The following is a 21,981-nucleotide window of genomic DNA, read 5'->3' as shown; positions in this document are numbered from 1 at the left end:
GGACAGCGTCGTGCCGGACCGCGGGAGTCCCAGCCGCCCGGGGCCGCCTCCGGGCCTTGACTCGGCGGCATCGCCCACGCCGCGAGCGCGTCGCGGGCCGCCCGCCCCCGCCGCGCAGGACAGCGTCGTGCGGGACCGCGGGAGTCCCTGTCGCACGGGGCGGCCTCCAGGGTCCGGCGGCATCGCCCAGGCAGCGAGCGCGTCGCGGACTGCCCGCCCCCCGCTGCGCAGGACAGCGTGCGGGGCCGTGGGAGTCCCGGCCGCCCGGGTCGCCTCCGGGCCCCGATCCGGCGGCATCGCCCACGCCGCGAGCGCGTCGCGGGCCGGGCCCCGGCCTGGGCCCCGTGCTCCCGGACCGCCTTCCGCCGCTCTCAGGGACGCACCCGCCCCGGCGACCGCGACCGGGCCGCGCGGCTGGAGCGGGAGCGGGAGCGGGAGCGGGAGCGGTCGGATCATCGGTCGGGTGTGCCATAGCGTGGTGACCACCCCTGTCACCGAGCCGAGGAGCCAACCGATGACTGCCGAGTGGCGGCCCGTACGGCAGTCCCGCACGCACGAGCTCGTCCTGGAGAGCATCGAGGAGCGGGTGCTCTCCGGCGAGCTCAAGGCCGGCGACCGGCTGCCGCCCGAGCGCGAGCTGGCCCCCGTGCTCGGGGTCAGCCGGTCCGCGCTGCGGGAGGCGCTGCGGGTACTGGAGACGATCGGAGTGCTGTCCGCACAGGCCGGACGGGGCCCCGACTCCGGCGCCCGGATGGTGCGCAACCCGGACGACGCCCTCGGCCGCCTGCTGCGGCTGCACTTCGCCCTCGGCAGCTACACCCTCCAGGACATGCTGGAGGCCCGGGTCGTCCTGGAGCGCTCCAGCTTCGAGGCGGCGGCTCGGCACGCCTCGCGGGAGCTGCTGGCGGAGGCGGAGGACATCCTGGCCCGGCTGCGGGAGCCGGACATCGACGTGGCCGAGTTCAACGACCTGGACACCCGCTTCCACGTCCTGATCGCCCGCGGCTCCGGCAACCGGCTCACCTCGACGCTGACCTCGGCCGTGCGCGAGTCGGTGCGGCCGCTGATCCTGCGCGCCCTGGAGGCGGTGGACGACTGGCCCGCCACGGCCGCCGCGCTGAGCGCCGAGCACACGGAGCTGCTGCGGCTGGTACGGGAGGGCGAGGGCGGTGCGGCCGCCGATCTCGCCGAGCGGCACATCCGCGGTTTCCACGGTTCCCTGGTCGACGCGTCGGACGGGGAGGACCCACAGCTGTCCCCCTGAACGGCCCGTCGTTAGTATGGTCGGACCATACTCGAGGAAGGGCTCGCTCGATGCGCATCGGACTCTTCGCCACCTGCCTGGGAGACACGCTCTTCCCCGACGCGGTGCGGTCGACCGCCCTTCTGCTCGCCCGCCTCGGCCACGAGATCCTCTTCCCGCCCGAGCAGACCTGCTGCGGCCAGATGCACATCAACACCGGCTACCAGCGCGAAACCCTCCCGCTCGTACGGAACTTCGCCGACCGGTTCGGCGACTCCTCCGTCGACGCCGTGGTCATGCCGTCCGGCTCGTGCGCCGGATCGGTACGCCACCAGCACGAGACCGTCGCCCGGCGGTACGGCGACCCGGCGCTCGTCACGGCTGTCGCCGGGGTGAAGGCGAAGACGTACGAGCTGTCGGAGCTCCTCGTCGACATGCTCGGCGTCACGGACGTGGGGGCGTACTTCCCGCACCGCGTCACCTACCACCCCACCTGCCACTCCTTGCGGATGCTGCGCGTCGGCGACAAGCCGCTGCGACTGCTGCGCGCCGTGGAGGGCATCGACCTCGTGGAGCTGCCGGAGGCCGACGCGTGCTGCGGCTTCGGCGGGACGTTCGCCCTGAAGAACGCCGGGACCTCCACCGCCATGCTCCAGGACAAGGTGGGCCACGTCGTCTCGACCGGCGCGGACGTCTGCACCGCCGGTGACTCGTCCTGCCTGATGCACATCGGCGGCGGGCTCTCCCGTACCGGGGCAGGCACGCGCACGCTGCACCTCGCCCAGATCCTCGCCGCCACCCGCACCTCGCCGTACGCCCCGACGGAGGCCGCCCGATGAGCAGCAGCACCTTCCTCGGCATGCCCGCCAGGCCGCCGCGCGTCCCCTACGGCACCGGAAACCTGCGCGGTGACGCCCCCTTCCCCGAGGCGGCCGAGGGGGAGCTGCGCAACGCGCAGCTGCGCCGCAACCTCGGCCGGGCCAACCGCACCATCCGCGCCAAGCGGCTCGCGGTCACCGGTGAACTGCCGGACTGGGAGCACCTGCGCGACGCGGGCTCCGCGATCAAGACCGACACCATGAACCGGCTCCCGGAGCTGCTGGAGGAGCTGGAGCGGAAGGTCACCGAACGGGGCGGCACCGTCCACTGGGCCCGCGACGGCGCCGAGGCCAACGCGATCGTCACCCGCCTGGTCAAGGCGACCGGCAGCGACGAGGTCATCAAGGTCAAGTCGATGGCCACCCAGGAGATCGGCCTCAACGAGCACCTGGCCGACGAGGGCGTCACCGCCTGGGAGACGGACCTCGCCGAACTGATCGTGCAGCTCGGCCACGACCGGCCCTCGCACATCCTGGTCCCCGCGATCCACCGCAACCGCGACGAGATCCGCGACATCTTCCTGCGGGAGATCCCGGGCGTCGACCCGGACCTCGACTCCGTGCCCGAGCACCTGGCGGCCGCCGCCCGCGCGTACCTGCGGCACAAGTTCATGACGACCAAGGTCGCCGTGTCCGGCGCCAACTTCGGCATCGCCGAGACCGGCACGCTGTGCGTCGTGGAGTCCGAGGGCAACGGCCGGATGTGCCTGACCCTGCCCGAGACGCTGATCACCGTCATGGGAATCGAGAAGGTCCTGCCGCGCCACCAGGACCTGGAGGTCTTCCTCCAGTTGCTGCCGCGCTCCTCGACCGGAGAGCGGATGAACCCGTACACGTCGCTGTGGACGGGTGTGACCGAGGGCGACGGGCCGCAGGACTTCCATCTCGTCCTCCTCGACAACGGGCGCACCGCCGCCCTCGCCGACCGGACGGGCCGCGAGGCGCTCAACTGCATCCGCTGCTCGGCCTGTCTGAACGTGTGCCCGGTGTACGAGCGCGTCGGCGGGCACGCCTACGGATCGACGTATCCCGGACCGATCGGCGCGGTGCTCACCCCGCAGCTCGCCGGGATGCACGCCGCCGATGACGACCCGAACGCCTCGCTGCCGTACGCCTCCAGCCTCTGCGGCGCCTGCTTCGACGCCTGTCCCGTGAAGATCGACATCCCGTCGCTGCTGGTCGAGCTGCGCCACCAGAAGACCGAGCAGTCGCGGGGCGGCGGGGAGCGGCTGGCGATGAAGGCGGCCGCGGCCGTGATGAGGCGGCCGGCGCTCTACACCGCCGCGCAGAAGGCGGCCCGGCTCGGCCGGGTGGCCGCCGGACGGGACGGCACGATCCGGCGTCTTCCGCCGCCGTTCTCGGGCTGGAGCGACAGCCGGGACACACCCGCCCCGCCGAAGCAGACGTTCCGTGCCTGGTTCGCTTCGCGGGAGGGCGTCGAGGCCCTGCGCGAGGCGGCCCGCGAAGGCGAACAGCGGCGGCCGGCCGGCCGCGTCGAGCCGGAGGAGGACCAGTGACCGCACCGGCCACCGGGCCATCGGCCCGCGACATCGTGCTCGGCCGGGTCCGCGACGCGCTCGCGCTCGCGCCCCGCGGCGAGGTGACGGTGTCCCGGGACTACCGCACCGGCCGCACCCTGCCCGACGGGGAGCGCCTGGCGCTCTTCACCGACCGGCTGACCGACTACCGGGCACGGGTCCACCCCTGCACTGCCGACCGGACCGCCGAGGTCGTCGCGCGCGTTCTGCGCGAGCGGGGCGCCCGCGCGATCGGCGTCCCCGCGGGTCTCGACCCCGGCTGGCTGGCGGGGCACGACGGCGAGGTGCGCGTCGACTCCGCCGACGTGCCGGCGGCCGGACTGGACGCGCTGGACGGGGTGGTCACGGCGTCCGCCGGCGGCTGCGCGGAGACCGGCACCGTCTTCCTGGACGGTTCGCCGGACCAGGGCCGCCGGGCACTGTCCCTCGTACCGGACCTCCACGTCTGCGTGGTCGACCTCTCCACGGTGGAGGCGGGGGTCCCCGAGGCCCTCGCCCGGCTCGTGCCGGGACGGCCCACCACGCTGATCAGCGGCCCGTCGGCCACCTCCGACATCGAGCTGGAGCGTGTGGAGGGCGTCCACGGTCCGCGCGCCCTGGACGTGATCGTGCGTACCGACGTCTGAGACGTCCGATCGCGGGCGCGGCGAACAAGGGCCCGACGGCGGGCGCGGCGAACCGGGGCGTCCGATCGCGGGCGCGGCGAACCGGGGCATCCGATCGCGGGCGCGGCGGACCAGGGCGTCCGATCGCGGGCGCGGCGGACCGGGCGTCCGGCTAACGCAGCGGCTTGCGGGGCTCGTGCGGCTCCCGCCGGGCCCGGTCGGCCGCCGACGTGCCGTCGCGCCAGCCGTCGATGTCCGTCGCGCCGCGGACGCGGGTCCTCGTCGTCTCCGGGAACATGCGGTCCGCGTGGTCCGCGACCGCCACCTCGCGGGTGGACAGGACCGGGAGCAGGTCGGCGGTGACCTGCTCCTCGGCCACGGCCGTCAGATGCTCGCCCAGGCGGGAGGCGTACGCCGTCCAGAACGACTGCCGGAAGGTCTTCGTGCGCCTGCGCCCGCCCGCCCGCTGGGCGGACTCGGCCTTCGTCATGGCTCCGGCACCCTGGACGAGCAGCGAGGTGTAGAGCAGTTCGACCGCTTCGAGATCGCCCTCGAAGCCCACGACGGTGCTGAATCCGAAGGCGCTGTTCCAGACGGCGCGGCAGCGGTTCGCGGAGGCGACCGCGTCGAGCAGGACCGCCTTGGCCGTCTCGTACGGGGCGTCCACGCCGATGCGGCAGGCGGACGGCGCGTCCTTGCTGTGCGCGCCGTGGGCGAGGACGGCCTCGTCGATGCTGTGGCGGGCCATCAGCTCCTGCGCCTTCGCGGTGAGCGCCTCCGCCTCCTCCGGGTACTCCGTCGCCTCGGCCTTGGCCAGCAGGGCGCGGACCCGGGTGAGCATGCGCGGCTCGTGCGCGGAGGCCCTCGCCGTCAGGGGCGTGCCCGGCGGCGGGGCGACGGGCTCGATCCCGGGCAGACGCGCGAGCAGGCGGTACAGCTCCAGGAGGGAGGTCGCGTGCGTGAACCGGTCGGCCCGGTACGGCTCGTGGTCGGCGAGGTCGGCGAGCTGGGCCCGCCAGCGCGGTGCGAGCCGCTCGCCGTAGGTGCGCGACTCGGCGGTGACCAGGTCGGCGGCCAGGCGCTCGTGGGCGTCGTCGAGGTCGCGCCGGACCAGGCGGAGGACGTCGGCCGGCTGCCAGCCGCGCTCCCAGGCACGACGCAGCAACTCCTCGCCGCATCGGCGCAGTTCCGCGTCGGCGGACGGGTCGGCGGCGAGGAGGGAGGCGGCGGTGTCCAGCGATTCGTCGCCGTCCGCGTACAGCGCCGCCGCCAGCGCCTTCTCGACCGTGTTCACACACCCGATGGTGTCACGGGGCACGGGGTCGGCCGTCCACAGCCTGTGGACACCGCACCGCCGCGGGACCCGCGCGGGCTCGGGCCGGTGGTGGTCCCGCGCCTACGGGGCGATGTTCTGCTCCGCCCACACCACCTTGCCCGTGACCGTGCGGCACGAACCCCAGCGGCGGCAGAGCATGTTGATCAGCTGGAGGCCCCGCCCGCCCTCGTCGCTGAGGTCCGCGTGCTGGATCTGGGGCAGGTCGGGGCCGGTGTCGGAGACCTCCACGGTGAGGCGTTCGCCTCGCAGCAGCCGCAGCTGGCCGGGGCCGTTGCCGTAGCGCAGGGCGTTGCCGACCAGTTCGGAGACGACGAGTTCGCAGATGTCGGCGAGCTCCCCGAGGCCCCAGGAGGCGAGCTGGCCGGTGACGAGACCGCGGGCGACAGAGGCGGCCCGGCCGTCCTTCGGCAGCTCCCACACCCGCAGATCGGTGCGCGGGAACGAGGAGTCCGCGGCGACGAGGAGCACGGCCTCGTCGAACCGGACGGCGGTGGCCGGTGCGCGCTCCAGCAGGCCGCCCGCCTCCAGCTCCCCGGGGCCGAGACCCAGCGCCGAGGTGCGCAGCCGCTCCAGCTGGACGTCCATGTCCTGGGTCCGGGACTTGACGAGTCCGTCCGTGTACAGGACCAGCCGGCCGCCCTCCGGGACCTTCAGCCGCAGCGGGTCGTACGGGATCACTCCCGCGCCGAGCGGCGCGCCGGCCGGCACCTCCACGAAGGAGGCCGAGCCCGGCCCATCGAGCAGCAGGGGCGGCAGGTGTCCCGCGCTGGCCAGCGTGTAAGTGGAGTCGGCCGGGTCGTAGACCGCGCACAGGCAGGTGGCGACCTGTTCGTCCTCCAGGTCGCGGGTGGCCAGGTCGAGCCGGGCGAGGACCCGCTCCGGGGCCATGTCCAGGGTCATGAGCGTGCGGGCGACCGTCCGCAGCCGCCCCATCGTGGCGGCGGCCGGCAGGCCGTGTCCCATGACGTCGCCGACCATGAGTGCCGTGCGCCCGCTGGGCAGGGCCATGACGTCGTACCAGTCGCCGCCCACGCCGTGGCCGGCGTCGGAGGGCGCGTACTCGGCGTGCACCCGCAGGCCGGGGGTGACCGGGGTCGCGCGCGGCAGGAGGCTGCGCTGCAGGGAGACGACGTGCTCGCGCTCGCGTCCGTAGAGTCGGGCGTTGTCGATGAAGACGGCGGCCTTGGAGGCGAGCTGTTCCGCCAGGGCGAGGTCCGTCGAGGAGAACGGCGGCGTGCCGGGTCCGCGGACGAAGTCGGCGGTGCCGAGCAGCACCCCCCGGGCGATCAGGGGCACGGCCAGGTAGCTGTGGACTCCCGCGGCGCGCATCTTGACGGCCGCGCTCGCGGTGGGCGCGACGCGCGCGTAGTCGTCGTCGTTCATCCGGCTCAGAAGGACCGGCTTGCCCTGCCGGAGGCAGTACCGGTGGAGCAGCGTCTCGTGCGGCAACTCGTCGTGGACGAAGGTCTCTCCCACCGGTGTCGGTTCCAGGGAGGAGAGCTCCTCGATGGCGCACAGCGCCGTGGCCCGCATGGCGGGGATGCCCGTGCGGGTCCGCCTGCTGCCCTCGTCCCCGCTCAGGACGCTCTCGAGGATGTCGACGGCGGCCCCGTCGGCGAAGCGGGGCACGGTGAACTCGGCGAGTTCCTGTGCCGTGCGTTCCAGGTCCAGGGTCGTACCGATCCTGGACGTGGCGGAGTTCAGCCAGGCTAGCCTGCTGCGGGTGGTGAACTGGTCGGGCGGTACGAGTCCCCTGCCCCGGCGGAATCGCGGGCCCGCACTGCCGTAACGGTGGGCCGATGCGCCGCTCCCGGACGAGATCCGGCTGGTCAGGCGCCGTTTGCGGCTGCCGCCGTTCACCGTTTCGGCCTCCCGTCGCCTTCGCCCGCACTCGGTCCACAGTGTGCCCTGTCACAGGCCGCCACGCTTGCCGGACGGCGGGGCCGCCGGCCGCGGTCGTCAGAGTACGGCGAAGGGGCCGATTCCGGCAGCGGGGCGGCAGAACCGGCCCGCGGCCGCGGGGCATCGGGCGTCAGCCGGTACGCAGGCTCTTCCTGGCCAGTTCGTACGCGGGGAGCATCTGCTCGTGCTCCTGGGTGTCGAGTCCCCCGAGGTCCACGACCACGACGCCCTCGGGCGTCGCCACGGCGAAGGCGCGCTCCTTCTTCGGTTCACCGATGAGCTCGTCGGTGTTGACGTACGTGACCTCGACGGCGTCCAGCTCGCCCGCCTTCGTGGCGGTGTACGCCTCCTTCTCGCGGCTCTTGGCCGCGTCCGCGACGAACGCCCGCAGCGCCTGACGGATGTCGTCGCCCGCCGTGCCGCCCGCCCAGACGCGGATGAAGCCGATGTTCCCCGCGGGCTTCGCGTCGATCTCGCAGACCAGCGTGACGGTGCCCTGCCGCAGAAGAGCGCCGAACTCGTCGTCCGCGCCGCCGCTGTCGACCGCCTCGGGCTGCCAGTCGGCCGCGACGTCGAAGGTGACGGGCATCGGGCACGCCGAGCCGGGGCCGCCGATGGTGTCCCCCTTCTTCACGGAGCCCGCGGCGGCGGGAGTCGCCGTGGCGTCCGCCGTGCTGCTGGCCCCGGCCCCGGCGTCCGCCGCCGGCTCCGGCGAGCAGCCGGTCACCGCGCCCAGCACCAGGACGGCCGTCGCCGCCTTGACGGCCGCGCCGCGCGCACGCCCTTGCGTCACTTCTCGCACCGGAGGATCCCCACCCTGTGAATGTGCTCGCGGCCGGACCGGCCGCGTAGTAGGGATCAATCGTACGGAGGCGACGACCGGAGCCGAGGGGCGGACCGCGCATGGGCGTGAACAAGGACCGGATGCTGGCGGGCGAGTGGTACCTGCCCGACGATCCCGAGCTGGCCGAGGACACCGAGCGGCGCTTCGCGCTGTGCGCGGCGTACAACGCGGGCGGTGGCGCGGCACCCGCGGACCGGGAGCGGATCCTCGCCGAACTGCTCGGCGGCCTGGGCCGGCAGGTGCGCATCCGGCCGCCGTTCCACTGCGACTACGGCTACAACATCCGCATCGGGGACCGGACGTTCGTCAACTTCAACGCGGTCTTCCTGGACGCCGCCCCCATCACGATCGGCGCCGACGTGCAGATCGGCCCGAACGTCCAGCTCCTCACGCCCACCCACGAGCTGGACACCGAACGCCGCCGCGCCGGCTGGGAGCGGGCGGACCCGGTGGCCGTCGGCGACAACGTCTGGCTGGGCGGCGGGGTGATCGTCTGCCCCGGGGCGACGATCGGCGAGAACACCGTGGTCGGCGCGGGATCCGTCGTCACCGGGGACCTGCCAGCCGGGGTGCTCGCGGTCGGCAGCCCGGCCCGCGTCGTGCGCCGCCTCAGCGGCTGACGGCGGCGGAACGGCGCGTTGTCCGACCCTGCTGCCACACTCGAACCCGTGAGCGAGCGGTGGGCCGTGGCGGCGGACGGGGACGGGGCACGGCTCGTCCCCCTCGGCCCCGACGGCCTGCCCGCGGGACCGGTCGTCACCGAGCCCGACCTCGTCGAGGCGGTCCGCTCCCGGCCCGGCGTGGGCCGGTGGGTGTGGCGGTCCACCGCGGAGGTCTATCCCCGCCTGCTCGCGGCGGGCGTCAGGGTCGACCGGTGCTACGACATCGAGGACGCGGAGCTGCTGCTGCTCGGCCACGAGGGGCGGCTGGGCGAGCCGCGCTCGGCAACGGCCGCGTGGGCGCGCCTGCGGAACGCGCCCGTGCCGCCCGATCCCCCGTCGCGCGCGGCCGTGCCGGGCTCGCAGACCCCGCTGTTCGAGCCGCAGCCGGCGCCGCTGCCGCTGGAGGCTCTGCTGGAGGTCTACGCCGGGCAGCTCGGACGGCACGACGCCGCCGAACACCCGGGGCGGATGCGGCTGCTGACAGCCGCCGAGTCGGCGGGGATGCTGGTGGCCGCCGAGATGCACCGGGCGGGCCTGCCGTGGCGGGCCGATGTGCACCGCGAGGTCCTGCACGAACTGCTCGGCGAGCGGTACGCGGGCGGCGGCGAGCCGCGCCGCCTCGCGGAGCTGGCTGACGAGGTCTCGGCGGCGTTCGGACGGCGGGTGCGGCCGGATCTGCCGGCTGACGTGGTGAAGGCGTTCGCGGGGGCCGGGATCAGGGTGAGGTCGACCCGCCGCTGGGAGCTGGCGGGGATCGACCATCCGGCGGTCGATCCGCTGATCCGGTACAAGAGGCTGTACCGCATCTGGACCGCGCACGGCTGGGGCTGGCTGCAGGACTGGGTGCGCGACGGGCGGTTCCGGCCGGAGTACCAGCCCGGCGGCACCGTGTCGGGGCGGTGGACGACCAACGGCGGCGGGGCGCTGCAGATCCCCAAGGTGATCCGGCGGGCGGTGGTCGCGGACGAGGGCTGGCGGCTGGTGGTGGCCGACGCGGACCAGATGGAGCCGCGGGTGCTGGCGGCGATCTCCCGTGACCGGGGGCTGATGGAGGTCGCCGGTCACGACGGCGACCTGTACACCGCGCTGTCCGACCGCGCGTTCTCCGGCGACCGCGCGCACGCGAAACTCGCGCTGCTCGGCGCGATCTACGGACAGACGTCGGGTGACGGCATGAAGAACCTGGCGGCCCTGCGGCGCCGGTTCCCGCGGGCCGTGGCGTATGTGGACGAGGCGGCGAAGGCGGGAGAGGAGGGCCGCCGCGTCCGCACCTGGCTCGGCCGGACGAGCCCGGGGGCCGAGGAGAGCGGGTCGGACGAGGCGGGCATCCCCCAGGAGGACGACGAGGAGCGCGGCCGCCCCTCCTCCTCCGACGCCCGCGCGAGGGGCCGCTTCACGAGGAACTTCGTGGTGCAGGGCAGCGCCGCGGACTGGGCCCTGCTGATGCTGGCGGCGCTGCGGCGGTCGACGGCGGGGATGCGGGCGGAGCTGGTGTTCTTCCAGCACGACGAGGTGATCGTGCACTGCCCGCTGGAGGAGACGGAAGCGGTGACCCGAGCGATCCGCGAGGCCGGCGCGCTCGCGGGCCGGATCGCCTTCGGCGACACACCGGTGCGGTTCCCGTTCACGGTGGCGGTGGTGGAGCGCTACGCGGACGCGAAGTAGACGGCGCCGTACCGACGGACCGGGCCAATCCCAGCCCCGCGGGACCGCCGCACCGACGGACCGGGCCAATTCCAGCCCCGCCGGCGATTGAGGCGCGGGGCCCGGGGCAAAGCCCCGGCGACCCGGCCGAGGTCGCGGACCCGGCCACCCCCCGGCGCCACGGCCACGCCCGCGGACATGTCCTCAACCGCCGGGCTGGAACGCGCGCCCCGCAGACACGCAGCGCCGACGGACCGGGCCAACCCAGCCCGGCAGGACGGCCGCGCCGACGGACCGGGCCAATTCCAGCCCCGCCGGCGATTGAGGCGCGGGGTCCGGGGCAGAGCCCCGGCGACCCGGCCGAACTCGCGGACCCGGCCACCCCCCGGCGCCACGGCCACGCCCCGCGGACATGGCCTCGAACGCCGGCCCCGCCGACAACGCGTCACGGGCGCAGAAACACCTTGCCCGTCGTACGGCGCCCGCGCAGGTCCTCGAAGGCGCGGCGGGCCTCGCCGAGCGCGTACGGCGGCGACGTCACCGGCGTCAGGCGGCCCTGCGACACCAGGCGCAGCATCTCCGCCAGCGGACCCGACACCGCCCCCGGCCGCGCCAGCGTCGGGCGGAGCCAGAAGCCGACCACCGCCGCGTTCAGTCGCAGCAGCCTCGCCGGGTCCACGGGCGGCAGCCCCTCCCTCCGCGCGTCCCCGTACGTCACCAGTCGGCCGAAGTCCGCGAGCGACGACAGCGCCTGCGCGAACAGTTCCCCGCCCGTCGCGTCCAGGATCACGTCCGCACGCTCCGCGAGCGGGTACTGGGCCACCGCGTCCGCCCCCAGCTTCAGGGCGAGTTCACGCTTCTCGGGTGTCGACGCCTGGGCCAGGACCCGGCCGGCGCCGAAGATCCCGGCCAGCTGTACGGCGAGACTGCCCACGCCCCCGCCCGCCGCGTGCACGACCACCGTCTCCCCCGGCTGGATGCGGGCGGCCGACCTCAGCAGGTGCCAGGCGGTCAGGCCCTGCATCAGCAGGGCCAGCGCCTGTCCCGCGTCGAGGTCGTCCGGTATCGCGACGACGGCCGCCTCCTTGGCGACGGCCAGCTCGGCGTACCCGTTCGCCACCCGGGCGAGCACCCGGCGCCCGTCCTCGGTGCGGCCGACGATCTCGCTGCCCGGTATGCGCGGCAGCGATTCCGCTACGGCGTAGGAGCCGTCGACGACGAGGGTGTCGGCGTAGTTCACGCCGGCCGCCTCCACCGTGAGCAACAGCTCGCCCGGCCCCGGTACGGGATCGGGCACCTTGACGGCCTCCAGCACCTCGGGACCGCCGAATCGGCTGAACTGGATCGCACGCACTCTCGATTCCCACCCTTCTGTCCGGTGCGCCCGTCCACGGATGGAGTACGGGCACGTATAAACAACCGACTAAACGGTTTCTTTCTTCATGTGAACCTGCGGAGATGACAATGTCTGGGCCTCCAGGGGGCTCCCACCTCCCGGTTCGGGGTAGTTTCAGCAGCCAATGAGAGCGAAAACCGGTCGGACCCCGCACACCAAGGGCCAGTAAAGAAACCGCATGGTAGGTTTCTGTGGTGGGAGATGTCCCTCGTATTGCGGATCGCGAGGAAGGGGTGGCGGCGGTGGCCAAGCAGGAGCGGGCGGAACAGACCAGACGGTCCCTCATCCGCGCGGCGGCCCTGACCTTCGACGACGTCGGCTACGAGCGCTCCTCCCTCACCCGGATCAGCGAGGCCGCCGGTGTGTCCAAGGGCGCGCTGTCGTTCCACTTCGCCTCCAAGGACGAACTCGCGGACGCCGTCCAGGAGTCCGCCCACCTCGCCGCCCGGACCGTCGTCGACGCCGTCCGCCGCCGCCCCGGCCCGGCACTGCAGTCCGTCATCGACATCACGCACGAGCTCGCCGCCCTGCTGGAGCGGGACCCCGTGGCGCGGGCGGGAGCCCGCCTGGCCCGGGAGCGCCCCGCGAGCACCGAGCTCCCGCACCACTGGAACGCGGCGTGGGCGGAGGCCGTACGCCGGCTGCTGCGCCACGCCCGGACCGACGGGTCCCTGATCCCTGGTGCGAACGTCCACACGGTCGCCGTCCTCGTGGCGTACCTGATGTCAGGTCTGGAGACGACCGTGCGCGACCACGGCGTCCTGGCCGAACTGGTACCGCCGCAGGGTGCCGACGATCCCCCCGAGCCGCCCCGCGCGTGGCTCAGCCGGATCTGGGAGCTCGTGCTGCCCGAGGTGGCGGCCGTGGGGCATCTGCCGGTGCTGATGGCGCACGGCTCCCGCCCCTGCGGGGACGAGGACGGCGCGCTGTGCCCGCTGGGACCGCGCGCGGCGGAGCCCTGACGCCCCACCGCAGCCCCTCCCCTGCCGGGATGCCGAGACGGCGGCCGCCGGCCCCTCTCAGAGCCGTGAGCCGCCCGTGGCGTCGATGTACTGCCCGGTGACCCAGCGGGAGTCCTCGGACGCCAGGAAGCCCACGACGTCCGCGATGTCGGCCGGCTGCCCGATGCGGCCGAAGGCGGAGAAGCTCTCCAGGAAGGCGGCCCCCTCCGGGGTCGAGCGCAGGGGCGCGTTCATGTCCGTCTCGACGAAGCCCGGCGCCACCGTGTTCACGGTGATCCCGCGTCCGGCGAGCTCCTTGGCCAGCGCCAGCGTGAAGGTGTCCACGGCTCCCTTGGTCATCGAGTACGCGATGGCGTCGGGGAACGCCATGCGGGTCACGCCCGACGAGATGTTGACCACGCGCCCGCCGTCGCGCAGCAGCCCGAGCCCCCGCTGGACCAGGAAGAACGGCGCCTTGACGTTCACCGCGAACAGCAGGTCGAAGTCGCCCTCGGACACCTCGTCGATCCGGGCCGTCGGCCCGATCGCGGCGTTGTTGACCAGCACGTCGAGTCCCGGCTCGGCTCCCTGCGCCGCCATGCCCTCGCCGAACCCCTCGTAGAGCTCGGCCACACCGTCGCCGGCGGCGAGATCGGCTCGTACGGCGAAGGCCCGCCCGCCCTCCGCGGCGATCGACTCGACCGTCTCCTTGGCGGCCGCGTCGTTGCTCCCGTAGTGGACGGCGACGAGGAATCCGTCCCTCGCCAGCCGCTGCGCTATGCCGCGGCCGATCCCCCTGCTCGCTCCCGTGACCAGCGCCGCCCTTGCACCCGAAGCAGTCATGCGACCGCCCTCCCCTTCGAAGTGATCGATGTCGCGCGTGATGGTGTGGCGGCCCTCCGGTGGGCGTGAACCCGCCGGAAGGCCCGGCCGCGAGGCCTAGGCCCTCGCCCCCGCAGCGAGGGCCGCGCCCTCCTCGCCGTCCCCCTGGAACAGTCCGTTCTCGACGGCCTGGGCGGTCACCCGGGCACCGCGGTCGGGCCTGGTGTCCAGCCGGCCGAGGATCCCGGGGACGGCGATGGCGGGCAGCATGTGGTCGTACATCAGGCCCACCTGGCGCTCCAGACACGAGATGTCCGACGACGCCTGCGAGGTGAGCGACAGGCCGGTGAAGGCACCGACGAGGATCCCGGCCGTCTCCTCGGGCAGCACGTGCGGAAGCAGTTCGCCCTGCGCCTTGGCCTGGCTGAGCAGGCTCGCGATCAGTTCGGTCCACTCGCTGTACGGGGCGCCGAAGTGGTCCCGCGAGCTCTGGTCGGCGGCGAGGCGCGCGGCGGCGCGCAGGACGACCTCACGGGGCAGCCGGTAGGCCAGCACCATGCTGACGTCCACGACCTCCTGGAGCTTGGACGGCTGCTCGGGGACGCCCTCGGTGGTCACCGCGTAGGCGAGGACCCCTCTGGCCAGGTCTTCCTTGGACGAGAAGTGGAAGTACAGCGCGCCTTTCGTCACATCGGCGCGGGCCAGGATGTCCGCGATGGTCGCGGCCTCGTAGCCCCGCTCCGCGAAGACGGTGGCGGCTGCCTCAAGGATGGTCGCGCGAGTCCTGGTCGCGCGTTCCTGACGTGCCATCAGGCCTCCTCTCACTCCCCGTTCGCTTTCAAGTTCTTCTTGAGTTTGCCGCGGATCGATTGACAAAACAAACCGGGCAGTCCGTATCTTAGCAGGGGAACGGACAGCCGTTCTCACGTAGAAGGTCTACGAGCCTGGGGGGTTCTATGTCTCAGATGTCCATCCATGCCCGAAAAAGGACCACGCGCAAGATCCGCCGGTCGGTTTCGTCGCCGACCTCCGCGGTGGTCTCCACGGTCGGCACCCGGCCGAGCGGACCGATCACTCCGAAGTTCGTGCACCGCGTCGCCGAGGACGACATCCTGATCACCTCGTGGACGCGACTGGGCGAGGACCGATTCCACCTCTCCGCCGACTGGACGGTGGCCCACGGCTTCTTCGCTCCGGCACCGAGGGCACGGCACAACGAGATGCTCGTGGCGCAGACCATCCGTCAGGCCGGTCTGCTGCTGGCGCACGCGGGGTTCGAGACCCCCACCGCCGACCAGTACCTCATGAACAAGCTCCAGTACTCCTCGGATCCGGCCTACCCCACGGTGGACCGGACCATGGACGCCGTCGAGATCGACGTCCGGTGCGTCCCCTCCGGACGCCGCAGCCTGGACATGCACTTCGTGTTCTCGCACGAGGGCACGATCTTCGTGACCTGCAGCGCCGCGTTCAGCTGGGTGCCGGCGAACGTGTACGGACGGCTGCGTGGAGCGTACGCCTCCGCCCGGCCCGCCGGTGCCCCGGCCCCCGTCGCTCCGGCTCTCGTGGGCCGGCGCGCCGAGGACGAGGTGACGCTCGCCCCCACCGACACGGCCAGCCGGTGGGAACTGCGCGGGGACACCGGGCACCTGGCCCTGCTGGACCACCCGGTCGACCACGTGCCGGGTCTGGTCCTCGTCGAGGCCGCCCACCAGGCGGCGTTCGCCCATGCGGGGCCCGACGGCTTCGTGCCGACGTCGACCTCCATCGTGCCCATGAAGTACGTGGAGTTCGACAGTCCCTGCTGGATCGAGGCGCGCGACGTACAGGGCGCGCTCCCCGGCAGCAGGGCGATCGAGGTGACCGGGATCCAGCACGGTGAGCTCACCTTCCGCTGCGTCCTCACGTCCTGCGTCAACTGGCCGCCCGCCGTGGGCGAGTGGTAGGAGCGCACGACCCGTCGGTCAGGTGCGTGACCGACCGCAAGGAGGAGGCCCTGTCCGGGGTATGGACAGGGCCTCCGGCCTGTGGAGCGACGCCCGTCAGCCTCGGATGACGGTCTTGGTGCGCATCAGGAACTCGCCCAGGTAGCCGTCGTGCGGCACGCTGCGGTCCATCCAGTGGGTCGGGTGGTCCCCCAGGTGGACGTTGCAGATGCTCGGGTCCTCCACCAGCGCGTCGATGAGGCCGGCGTGCGCCTCCTCGTCCCCGGTGATCACGCCGAGCACGAGGGTCTCGCGCAGCGGTGCGATGCCGTCGGCGGGGCGCCACGGCGCCACCCACACGCAGGGGAAGGGAAGTTCGACGCGGTGCTGACCGCCGTCGGTGCCGGTGAGTTCGTGCACGGCGGGCCGCAGCACCGCACTGCCGTCCGGCAGTTCCTCGACGACACCGTCCCCGCCGAGGTGCGCGGTGGTCCCGGCGGCCTGGGCCAGCAGGTAGCGCTCGAGGTTCCGCGCGGTCTCAGCCGGCTGGACGGGCAGGACGGCCTTCTCGTCCTCGGGCGGCAGCGACGGCAGCGCGGCCAGCCGCTCGGCGATCGCCGCGGCCAGCGGTGCCGGATCGCCCTCGACGAACACGGCGGTCGTGTTGACGCACTTGACGCCGCCGTGGTGGGCCACCGAGTCCACGATCGTGTCCAGGTGCTCGCGCCAGTCGGCGTCCGCGGTGACGAGGATCTTGGAACGTCCGGGACCCTGGGCGAGCACCGTCGTGTCGGCCGCGTACTTCTGGACCACGTCGTCGCCGCCGTAGCTGATGCTCAGGTCGGCGCCGGCCATGACCTCGTCCGCGACCGCGTGGTCCGTGGGCAGCAGGACGACCTGGTCGTCGCCGAAGCCCGCGGCCCGCAGCGCGAGCACCAGCCGGTGGGGGGTGAACGGCTCTCGGCGCGAGGGCCGTACGGCGACCCGGTAGCCGAGGGCCAGTGCCTCCAGCCACAGGGCGTGCGGCGCCGGGTGATTGCCCGCCGCGTTGACGGCGAGGACCTCGCCGCGCCGCGTCCACACCGCACGGCCCGTGCGGGTCAGCGGGTGCCGCCAGTCGGAGACGGCGCCCGTGGGCCGCGCGTTGTACGACGGGGTCAGCACCCGCTCGGCGGAGTCGGCGATCTCGTCGGCCGCCGACCGCACCGCCTGCAGGGGCACACCACAGATCCGCGAGACGGTCCGCTCGTACTGCCCGTACGACAGGCCGCCGACCTCCTCCTCGCGGAAGATGCGGCCCGCGCGGGAGAGGGCGGCGAGCCGCTGCTCCTGCGGCAGCGGACGCGCCTTGCGCAGCGCGACCATGGCGCGGCCGACGAACAGCGCGGGGACGAGGCTCAGTTCGGCGGTGGGGGCGCCTGCCACGTCGGGGATGGTGAGCCGCTTGCGGGACCGGTAGGACCCGTTCGGGCCGAGCGCGTCCAGGGCGACCGGTTCGGCGGTCATCAGTAGACCCCCTCGATGACCTTCTCGTCGTCGAACTCGCGCACCGGTGCGATGTCCGCGACCGAGTCGCCGACCTGGCCCTCCAGCGGGCGGATACGGGTGGCGAAGTCCCGCTCCAGGTTGTTCGGCAGGAACAGGCTCTTGCCGACGTAGTTCATGACGACCCGGCCCCGCTCGCCGTACTCGACGGGCTTGCGGGCCTCCAGGTCGATCACGTTGTAGGTCATGTACGGCGAGAACGGGTCGTAGACGCACGGCTCGTCGTCGCTCAGACCGGGGCGCTCGCTGACGTGGCCGAGGGTCATCGTGTTGCCGAAGCCGCTGTAGAGGGGGATGCCCGGGTACAGCTCGGTGCGGTACAGATGACGGGTGTCGGGGTCGAGCTGGGTGCCGACCCACATGATCGCCTTGACCTTCTTGCGGATCAGCTCGACGAGGTCGTCGCGCCGGCTCAGCCGCTCCAGCACCGGCGGCGTCAGCATCAGGACGCCGATGTCCTGGGAGACCAGGGCGTGGGAGAGCTGGTCGACCAGGTGGTCGGTGTAGAGGTCGGCCTCGGTCTCGGCGCCCCGGGCGATGATCTTCTTCACCCAGCGCGGGTCCACGTCGATCGTGAACGACAGGCCGCCTCGGGCCGCCACCAGCTGCTGGAAGGTCGCGCCGACCATGTGCGGACCGGACGGGATGGACAGCAGCCAGTTCACGTCGCGCGGCACGCCGTGGGCGTCGAGCTGCGCGTTGCTGTGCGCGATCAGCATCTCCAGCCACTCCTGGAGCATGACCACGCGCTTCGGCGCGCCTGTCGTGCCGCCGCTGTCGAAGACACCGACGACCTTCGGGCGGGGGCCGTAGCCCCGGGGGATCAGGTCCTCCGCGCGGACGTCGCGCAGCGAGTTCGCCACGTTGGGGAACAGCTTGAGGTCGTCGAACCCGCGCACATCGGCAATGGGGTCGAACTCCAGCTTCTGCGCCTGTGCGAGCCAGAACGGCGAGCCGGTTTCCGGCGAGAAATGCCAGCGGAGCGCCGCGCGGAGGAATTCGTCCGGGTCCGGCGTGACGCCGTACGGCAGCTCGAGAATGGGATCGATGGCGGACACCGATGCGCTCCCTTCGGGAAACAGCAAGAGCAAGAACAAGTCAGCTTGTCCACATCATTCAAGTGCCCGCGCATCGACCCCGCAAAGGCGGCCGATTTACTCTGTCATGTGACCGGCGAATTGAATTGAATGAGCGTCATCATGCCTGCGCCGAAAGGGAAACGGAATCGAGGACCCCGTCCGCCCAGTCCGCGGTGTAGGCGCGGAAGTCCGGGAAGCCGCCCTGCTGCGGGTCGGCCGTCCAGCGGAAGTCGGCGCCGGGGTTGTGCACGTCGAGGCCGTCCGCCGTGAACAGGTGCGGGCTGCCCTGGACCCGCGGACCGCGCGCCACCTCCCAGTCGCGGTACACCGCGGCACGCCCCTCGCCCCGCGCGACGGCCGAGGCGAGGGCCTCCTCGTCGACGAGCGGGCACGCGGCGGCGACGGCGAGTATCTCGGCCGTCAGGCTGATGCAGCGGCCCTCGCCGTAGAAGGCGTGCCGCAGTGCGGTGTCGAGCTGGTCGGACGCGCGCAGCCCGCCGACGGCCGGGTCCTTGGCCGCCTGGACGGCCTCCATCGCCGGCAGGGTCGTCACCGGGTAGGTGTACTCGGGCGAGGTCCACAGGCGCCAGCCCAGCGCGGGCACCTTGGCGCCGATCGCGACCACCTCGGCGTCGATGATCGGCTTCGGCGTGGACTGGCTGTTGAACAGCTCCAGCGGGAAGACGCGGTGGTCCACGACGAGTTCGGTGCCGCGCCGCTCGGCGGCCGCGTGCAGCGTGTGCAGGGCCAGCGTGGCCCAGGGGCAGCCGATGTCCGACCACACGGTCACGGTGCGGGCGTCGGAGGAGAAGAGCGAGTCGTCCGCCGTCACGGGCAGGGTCCGAGTGTCGGCCAAGGGGTTCATCAGGGGTCCTCTTTCCTGGAGTCCGGGCCGTGCCCAGAGGCCGGGGAGAACCACCGCCGCCGGCCGTGGCGCGGCACCGTCAGTGTGACCGGCGGCACGCCGCGGTGCGCAGCGCGCGCGGGGACTTCGTCACTTTCCGAGCCAACAGGCAGGAGGGGCCCGCCGGGTGTCCGGCGGGCCCCTCTCACCTACGGACGTCGCGGCTCACCGCGCGGCGCGCTCCGTGTCCCGGCGGGCGACCCGCTCCGCGTGCGTCGGCCCGGCCGGCACATCGGCGGCGCGGCCCGACGCGAACTCCTTGCGGAGCACCGGCAGGACCTCCTCGCCGAACAGGTCGAGCTGTTCCAGCGCGGTTTTCAGCGGAATCGCATGCGCGTCGACGATGAACAGCTGCCGCTGGTAGTCGCCGAACGTCTCCCGGAATCCCAGCGTCTTGTCGATGACCTCCTGCGGGGAGCCGACGCTCAGCGGTGTCTGCTCCATGAAATCTTCCAGACGGGCGCCGCCGTACAGCGGGGCGTTGTCGAAGTAGGGGCGGAATTCCCGGACCGCGTCCTGGGAATTCCGGCGCAGGAAGAACTGGCCGCCGAGGCCGACGATCGCCTGCTCGGGCGCGCCGTGCCCGTGGTGCGCGTAACGCTCCCGGTAGAGGTTGACCAGCCGGACGAAATGGTCCTTCGGCCAGAAGATGTGGTTCGCGAAGAAGCCGTCGCCGTAGTACGCGGCCTGTTCGGCGATCTCCGGGGAACGGATGGAGCCGTGCCAGACGAACGGCGGCACCCCGTCCAGCGGCCGGGGCGTCGCCGTGAAGCTCTGCAGCGGTGTACGGAACCGGCCCTCCCAGTCCACCGTCTCCTCGCGCCACAGCCGGTGCAGCAGCGCGTAGTTCTCGACGGCGAGCGGGATGCCCTGCCGGATGTCCTTGCCGAACCAGGGGTACACGGGGGCCGTGTTGCCGCGCCCCATCATCAGGTCGACCCGGCCGTCCGCGAGGTGCTGGAGCATCGCGTAGTCCTCGGCGATCTTCACCGGGTCGTTGGTGGTGATCAGAGTGGTGGCCGTGGACAGGATGATCCGCCGCGTCCGCGCGGCGATGTGGCCGAGCAGCGTCGTCGGGGACGACGGCACGAACGGCGGGTTGTGGTGCTCGCCGGTGGCGAACACGTCCAGGCCGATCTCCTCCGCCTTCTCGGCGAGCGCGACCATCGCCTTGATGCGCTCGTGCTCGCCGGGCGTGCGGCCGGTGTGCGGATCCCTGCCCACGTCCCCGATGCTGAATATGCCGAACTGCATGCTGTCCATCCCATCTCCGCCCGGACTCACTCCGAGATGCCGCCGCTCCCGGCGGCCGGTTCCTGCGGCTTCCCGGACCGGCCGGGGCCGCATGCGCCCGTCCGCCGGCCCGTACGGTGGCCTCCCGCCGGTACGCGTACCGGCGGGAGGAAGGGCTCGCCGCCCTTCCTCCGCCGCCTGCCTCACGGCGCCCAGTGTTCCCTCGCGGGCCCCCGCGCCGAACCGCCGTCCTGATACTCCGTCAGGTCCCTCGGCGCCTCTCGCTCTCGGCCGGCGTCAGCGGACCGCGAGCGCGTCGAGGTACGAACCGACGTTGCGGCGGGTCTCGGTGACGCTGTCGCCGCCGAACTTCTCGACGACGGCGTCCGCGAGCACCAGCGCGACCATCGCCTCGGCGACGATCCCGGCGGCGGGCACCGCGCACACGTCGGAGCGCTGGTGGTGCGCCTGCGCCGGCTCACCGGTGCGGACGTCGAACGTGGCAAGCGCACGCGGCACGGTCGCGATCGGCTTCATCGCCGCCCGCACCCGCAGCACCTCGCCCGTCGACATGCCGCCCTCCGTGCCCCCCGAACGGCCCGACGTGCGCCGCACGCCCTGCTCGGTGGCCACGATCTCGTCGTGCGCCTTGGAGCCGGGCACCCGGGCCAGCTCGAACCCGTCGCCCACCTCGACGCCCTTGATCGCCTGCACGCCCATCAGCGCGGCGGCCAGCCGGGCGTCCAGGCGCCGGTCCCAGTGGACATGGCTGCCCAGGCCGACCGGCACCCCGTACGCCAGCACCTCCACGACGCCGCCGAGCGTGTCGCCGTCCTTGTGGGCCTGGTCGATCTCGGCGACCATCGCCCCGCTCCCGGCCGCGTCCAGGCAGCGCACCGGGTCGGCGTCCAGCCGCTCCACGTCCCCGGGGACCGGCAGCAGCCCGGACGGGGTCCGCGCCGCCCCCAGCTCGACGACATGGGACAGGATCTCGATCCCGGCCGTCTCGGCGAGGAACGCGCGGGCGACCGCGCCGAGCGCGACGCGCGCCGCGGTCTCGCGGGCACTCGCCCGCTCCAGCACCGGGCGGGCGTCGTCGAAGCCGTACTTCTGCATGCCGGCCAGGTCGGCGTGACCGGGCCGCGGCCGGGTCAGCGGGGCGTTGCGGGCCAGATCCGCCAGGATCTCCGGATCGACCGGGTCCGCCGACATCACCTGTTCCCACTTGGGCCACTCGGTGTTGCCGACCATGACGGCGACGGGCCCGCCCTGGGTCAGGCCGTGCCGGACGCCGCCGAGGAAGGTCACCTCGTCCCGCTCGAACTTCATCCGCGCGCCGCGTCCGTACCCGAGGCGCCGCCGCGCCAGGGCGTCCGCCACCACGTCCGTGGTGACCGGCACACCGGCGGGCAGCCCCTCCAGCGTCGCGACCAGCGCCGGGCCGTGCGACTCACCCGCGGTGAGCCAGCGCAGACCACCCATGA

Annotated in this window: 19 protein-coding genes; 8 read left to right on the top strand and 11 right to left on the bottom strand. The window is 73.2% G+C overall.

All coding sequences use genetic code 11. From position 1 onward, the window contains the following. Positions 1-514 precede the first annotated feature (514 nt). The 4 genes from AB0K02_RS13420 to AB0K02_RS13405 are packed head-to-tail and all read left to right on the top strand — an operon-like array spanning position 515 to position 4,285. Complete coding sequence (locus AB0K02_RS13420; RefSeq protein ID WP_365992525.1) at positions 515-1,264, top strand: FCD domain-containing protein; 750 nt, start codon at positions 515-517, stop codon at positions 1,262-1,264. A gap of 50 nt (positions 1,265-1,314) precedes the next feature. Further along, complete coding sequence (locus tag AB0K02_RS13415) at positions 1,315-2,082, top strand: (Fe-S)-binding protein (RefSeq protein ID WP_365992524.1); 768 nt, start codon at positions 1,315-1,317, stop codon at positions 2,080-2,082. Then, positions 2,079-3,638, top strand: coding sequence for a lactate utilization protein B (locus AB0K02_RS13410; RefSeq protein ID WP_365992523.1), 1,560 nt, complete (start codon positions 2,079-2,081; stop codon positions 3,636-3,638). The genes AB0K02_RS13415 and AB0K02_RS13410 overlap by 4 nt, the downstream gene beginning before the upstream one ends. Next, positions 3,635-4,285 (top strand): LUD domain-containing protein, encoded by a 651-nt coding sequence (locus AB0K02_RS13405; protein WP_365992521.1) that lies wholly within the window; start codon positions 3,635-3,637, stop codon positions 4,283-4,285. The genes AB0K02_RS13410 and AB0K02_RS13405 overlap by 4 nt, the downstream gene beginning before the upstream one ends. A 151-nt stretch (positions 4,286-4,436) precedes the next feature. Here AB0K02_RS13405 and AB0K02_RS13400 read toward each other — a convergent pair whose 3' ends face one another. The 3 genes from AB0K02_RS13400 to AB0K02_RS13390 form a co-directional block, all read right to left on the bottom strand. Further along, positions 4,437-5,567 (bottom strand): DUF2786 domain-containing protein, encoded by a 1,131-nt coding sequence (locus tag AB0K02_RS13400; RefSeq protein ID WP_365992600.1) that lies wholly within the window; start codon positions 5,565-5,567, stop codon positions 4,437-4,439. 93 nt (positions 5,568-5,660) lie between these two features. Further along, positions 5,661-7,460 carry a SpoIIE family protein phosphatase gene (locus AB0K02_RS13395; RefSeq protein WP_365992520.1) on the bottom strand — a complete coding sequence of 600 codons (1,800 nt, stop codon included), beginning with the start codon at positions 7,458-7,460 and terminating at the stop codon, positions 5,661-5,663. Between the two features lie 172 nt (positions 7,461-7,632). Further along, positions 7,633-8,295 carry a lipoprotein gene (locus AB0K02_RS13390; protein ID WP_365992519.1) on the bottom strand — a complete coding sequence of 221 codons (663 nt, stop codon included), beginning with the start codon at positions 8,293-8,295 and terminating at the stop codon, positions 7,633-7,635. Positions 8,296-8,405: 110 nt separating this feature from the next. On the opposite strand from AB0K02_RS13390, the gene AB0K02_RS13385 reads away from it, so the two are divergent. Continuing rightward, the gene (locus AB0K02_RS13385; RefSeq protein ID WP_365992518.1) at positions 8,406-8,966 is read left to right on the top strand and encodes a sugar O-acetyltransferase; all 561 of its coding nucleotides are present in this window, start codon (positions 8,406-8,408) and stop codon (positions 8,964-8,966) included. Between the two features lie 48 nt (positions 8,967-9,014). After that, positions 9,015-10,673: a bifunctional 3'-5' exonuclease/DNA polymerase gene (locus AB0K02_RS13380; protein ID WP_365992517.1), complete on the top strand. Its 1,659-nt coding sequence runs from the start codon at positions 9,015-9,017 to the stop codon at positions 10,671-10,673. Positions 10,674-11,097: 424 nt separating this feature from the next. On the opposite strand, the gene AB0K02_RS13375 is transcribed toward AB0K02_RS13380, so the two are convergent. Continuing rightward, on the bottom strand, positions 11,098-12,006 hold the full coding sequence (locus tag AB0K02_RS13375) for a zinc-binding dehydrogenase (RefSeq protein ID WP_365992516.1): 909 nt from the start codon (positions 12,004-12,006) through the stop codon (positions 11,098-11,100). Positions 12,007-12,290: 284 nt separating this feature from the next. Between AB0K02_RS13375 and AB0K02_RS13370 the strand changes: the two genes are divergently transcribed. After that, positions 12,291-13,010, top strand: coding sequence for a ScbR family autoregulator-binding transcription factor (locus AB0K02_RS13370; RefSeq protein ID WP_365992515.1), 720 nt, complete (start codon positions 12,291-12,293; stop codon positions 13,008-13,010). 57 nt (positions 13,011-13,067) lie between these two features. Here AB0K02_RS13370 and AB0K02_RS13365 read toward each other — a convergent pair whose 3' ends face one another. Together AB0K02_RS13365 and AB0K02_RS13360 are read right to left on the bottom strand one after the other, a co-directional pair. Further along, positions 13,068-13,832, bottom strand: coding sequence for an SDR family oxidoreductase (locus tag AB0K02_RS13365; RefSeq protein ID WP_365992514.1), 765 nt, complete (start codon positions 13,830-13,832; stop codon positions 13,068-13,070). Between the two features lie 96 nt (positions 13,833-13,928). After that, positions 13,929-14,621, bottom strand: coding sequence for a ScbR family autoregulator-binding transcription factor (locus tag AB0K02_RS13360; RefSeq protein WP_365992513.1), 693 nt, complete (start codon positions 14,619-14,621; stop codon positions 13,929-13,931). A gap of 155 nt (positions 14,622-14,776) precedes the next feature. Here AB0K02_RS13360 and AB0K02_RS13355 point away from each other — a divergent pair, with 155 nt between their 5' ends. Further along, the gene (locus AB0K02_RS13355; RefSeq protein ID WP_365992512.1) at positions 14,777-15,757 is read left to right on the top strand and encodes a ScbA/BarX family gamma-butyrolactone biosynthesis protein; all 981 of its coding nucleotides are present in this window, start codon (positions 14,777-14,779) and stop codon (positions 15,755-15,757) included. Between the two features lie 96 nt (positions 15,758-15,853). On the opposite strand, the gene AB0K02_RS13350 is transcribed toward AB0K02_RS13355, so the two are convergent. The 5 genes from AB0K02_RS13350 to aroC all read right to left on the bottom strand — a co-directional run bounded on the left by AB0K02_RS13350 (position 15,854) and on the right by aroC (position 21,979). Then, positions 15,854-17,242: an aldehyde dehydrogenase family protein gene (locus AB0K02_RS13350; protein ID WP_365992511.1), complete on the bottom strand. Its 1,389-nt coding sequence runs from the start codon at positions 17,240-17,242 to the stop codon at positions 15,854-15,856. After that, entirely contained in the window at positions 17,242-18,339 is a 1,098-nt protein-coding gene (locus AB0K02_RS13345) for a phenazine antibiotic biosynthesis protein (RefSeq protein WP_365992510.1), read from the bottom strand. The genes AB0K02_RS13350 and AB0K02_RS13345 overlap by 1 nt, the downstream gene beginning before the upstream one ends. Before the next feature lie 139 nt (positions 18,340-18,478). Then, entirely contained in the window at positions 18,479-19,225 is a 747-nt protein-coding gene (locus tag AB0K02_RS13340; protein ID WP_365992509.1) for a DsbA family protein, read from the bottom strand. Positions 19,226-19,429: 204 nt separating this feature from the next. Then, entirely contained in the window at positions 19,430-20,518 is a 1,089-nt protein-coding gene (locus AB0K02_RS13335; protein WP_365992599.1) for an LLM class flavin-dependent oxidoreductase, read from the bottom strand. 276 nt (positions 20,519-20,794) lie between these two features. Beyond that, positions 20,795-21,979, bottom strand: a complete 1,185-nt coding sequence (gene aroC, locus AB0K02_RS13330) for a chorismate synthase (protein WP_365992508.1) — start codon at positions 21,977-21,979, stop codon at positions 20,795-20,797. Positions 21,980-21,981: the final 2 nt, after the last annotated feature.

The sequence above is a fragment of the Streptomyces sp. NPDC049597 genome, from assembly GCF_040675505.1.
GTDB lineage: Bacteria > Actinomycetota > Actinomycetes > Streptomycetales > Streptomycetaceae > Streptomyces.
This window is presented reverse-complemented; position numbering and strand designations above follow the sequence as displayed.

Excerpts from the sequence above, each read along its gene's own strand:
- AB0K02_RS13415 (WP_365992524.1), top strand. The coding sequence starts at position 1,315 with ATGCGCATCGGACTCTTCGCCACCTGCCTGGGAGACACGCTCTTCCCC.
- AB0K02_RS13355 (WP_365992512.1), top strand. The coding sequence starts at position 14,777 with ATGTCCATCCATGCCCGAAAAAGGACCACGCGCAAGATCCGCCGGTCG.
- AB0K02_RS13360 (WP_365992513.1), bottom strand. The coding sequence starts at position 14,621 with ATGGCACGTCAGGAACGCGCGACCAGGACTCGCGCGACCATCCTTGAG.
- AB0K02_RS13410 (WP_365992523.1), top strand. The coding sequence starts at position 2,079 with ATGAGCAGCAGCACCTTCCTCGGCATGCCCGCCAGGCCGCCGCGCGTC.
- AB0K02_RS13350 (WP_365992511.1), bottom strand. The coding sequence starts at position 17,242 with ATGACCGCCGAACCGGTCGCCCTGGACGCGCTCGGCCCGAACGGGTCC.
- AB0K02_RS13340 (WP_365992509.1), bottom strand. The coding sequence starts at position 19,225 with ATGAACCCCTTGGCCGACACTCGGACCCTGCCCGTGACGGCGGACGAC.
- aroC (WP_365992508.1), bottom strand. The coding sequence starts at position 21,979 with ATGGGTGGTCTGCGCTGGCTCACCGCGGGTGAGTCGCACGGCCCGGCG.
- AB0K02_RS13365 (WP_365992514.1), bottom strand. The coding sequence starts at position 13,832 with ATGACTGCTTCGGGTGCAAGGGCGGCGCTGGTCACGGGAGCGAGCAGG.
- AB0K02_RS13420 (WP_365992525.1), top strand. The coding sequence starts at position 515 with ATGACTGCCGAGTGGCGGCCCGTACGGCAGTCCCGCACGCACGAGCTC.
- AB0K02_RS13385 (WP_365992518.1), top strand. The coding sequence starts at position 8,406 with ATGGGCGTGAACAAGGACCGGATGCTGGCGGGCGAGTGGTACCTGCCC.
- AB0K02_RS13335 (WP_365992599.1), bottom strand. The coding sequence starts at position 20,518 with ATGCAGTTCGGCATATTCAGCATCGGGGACGTGGGCAGGGATCCGCAC.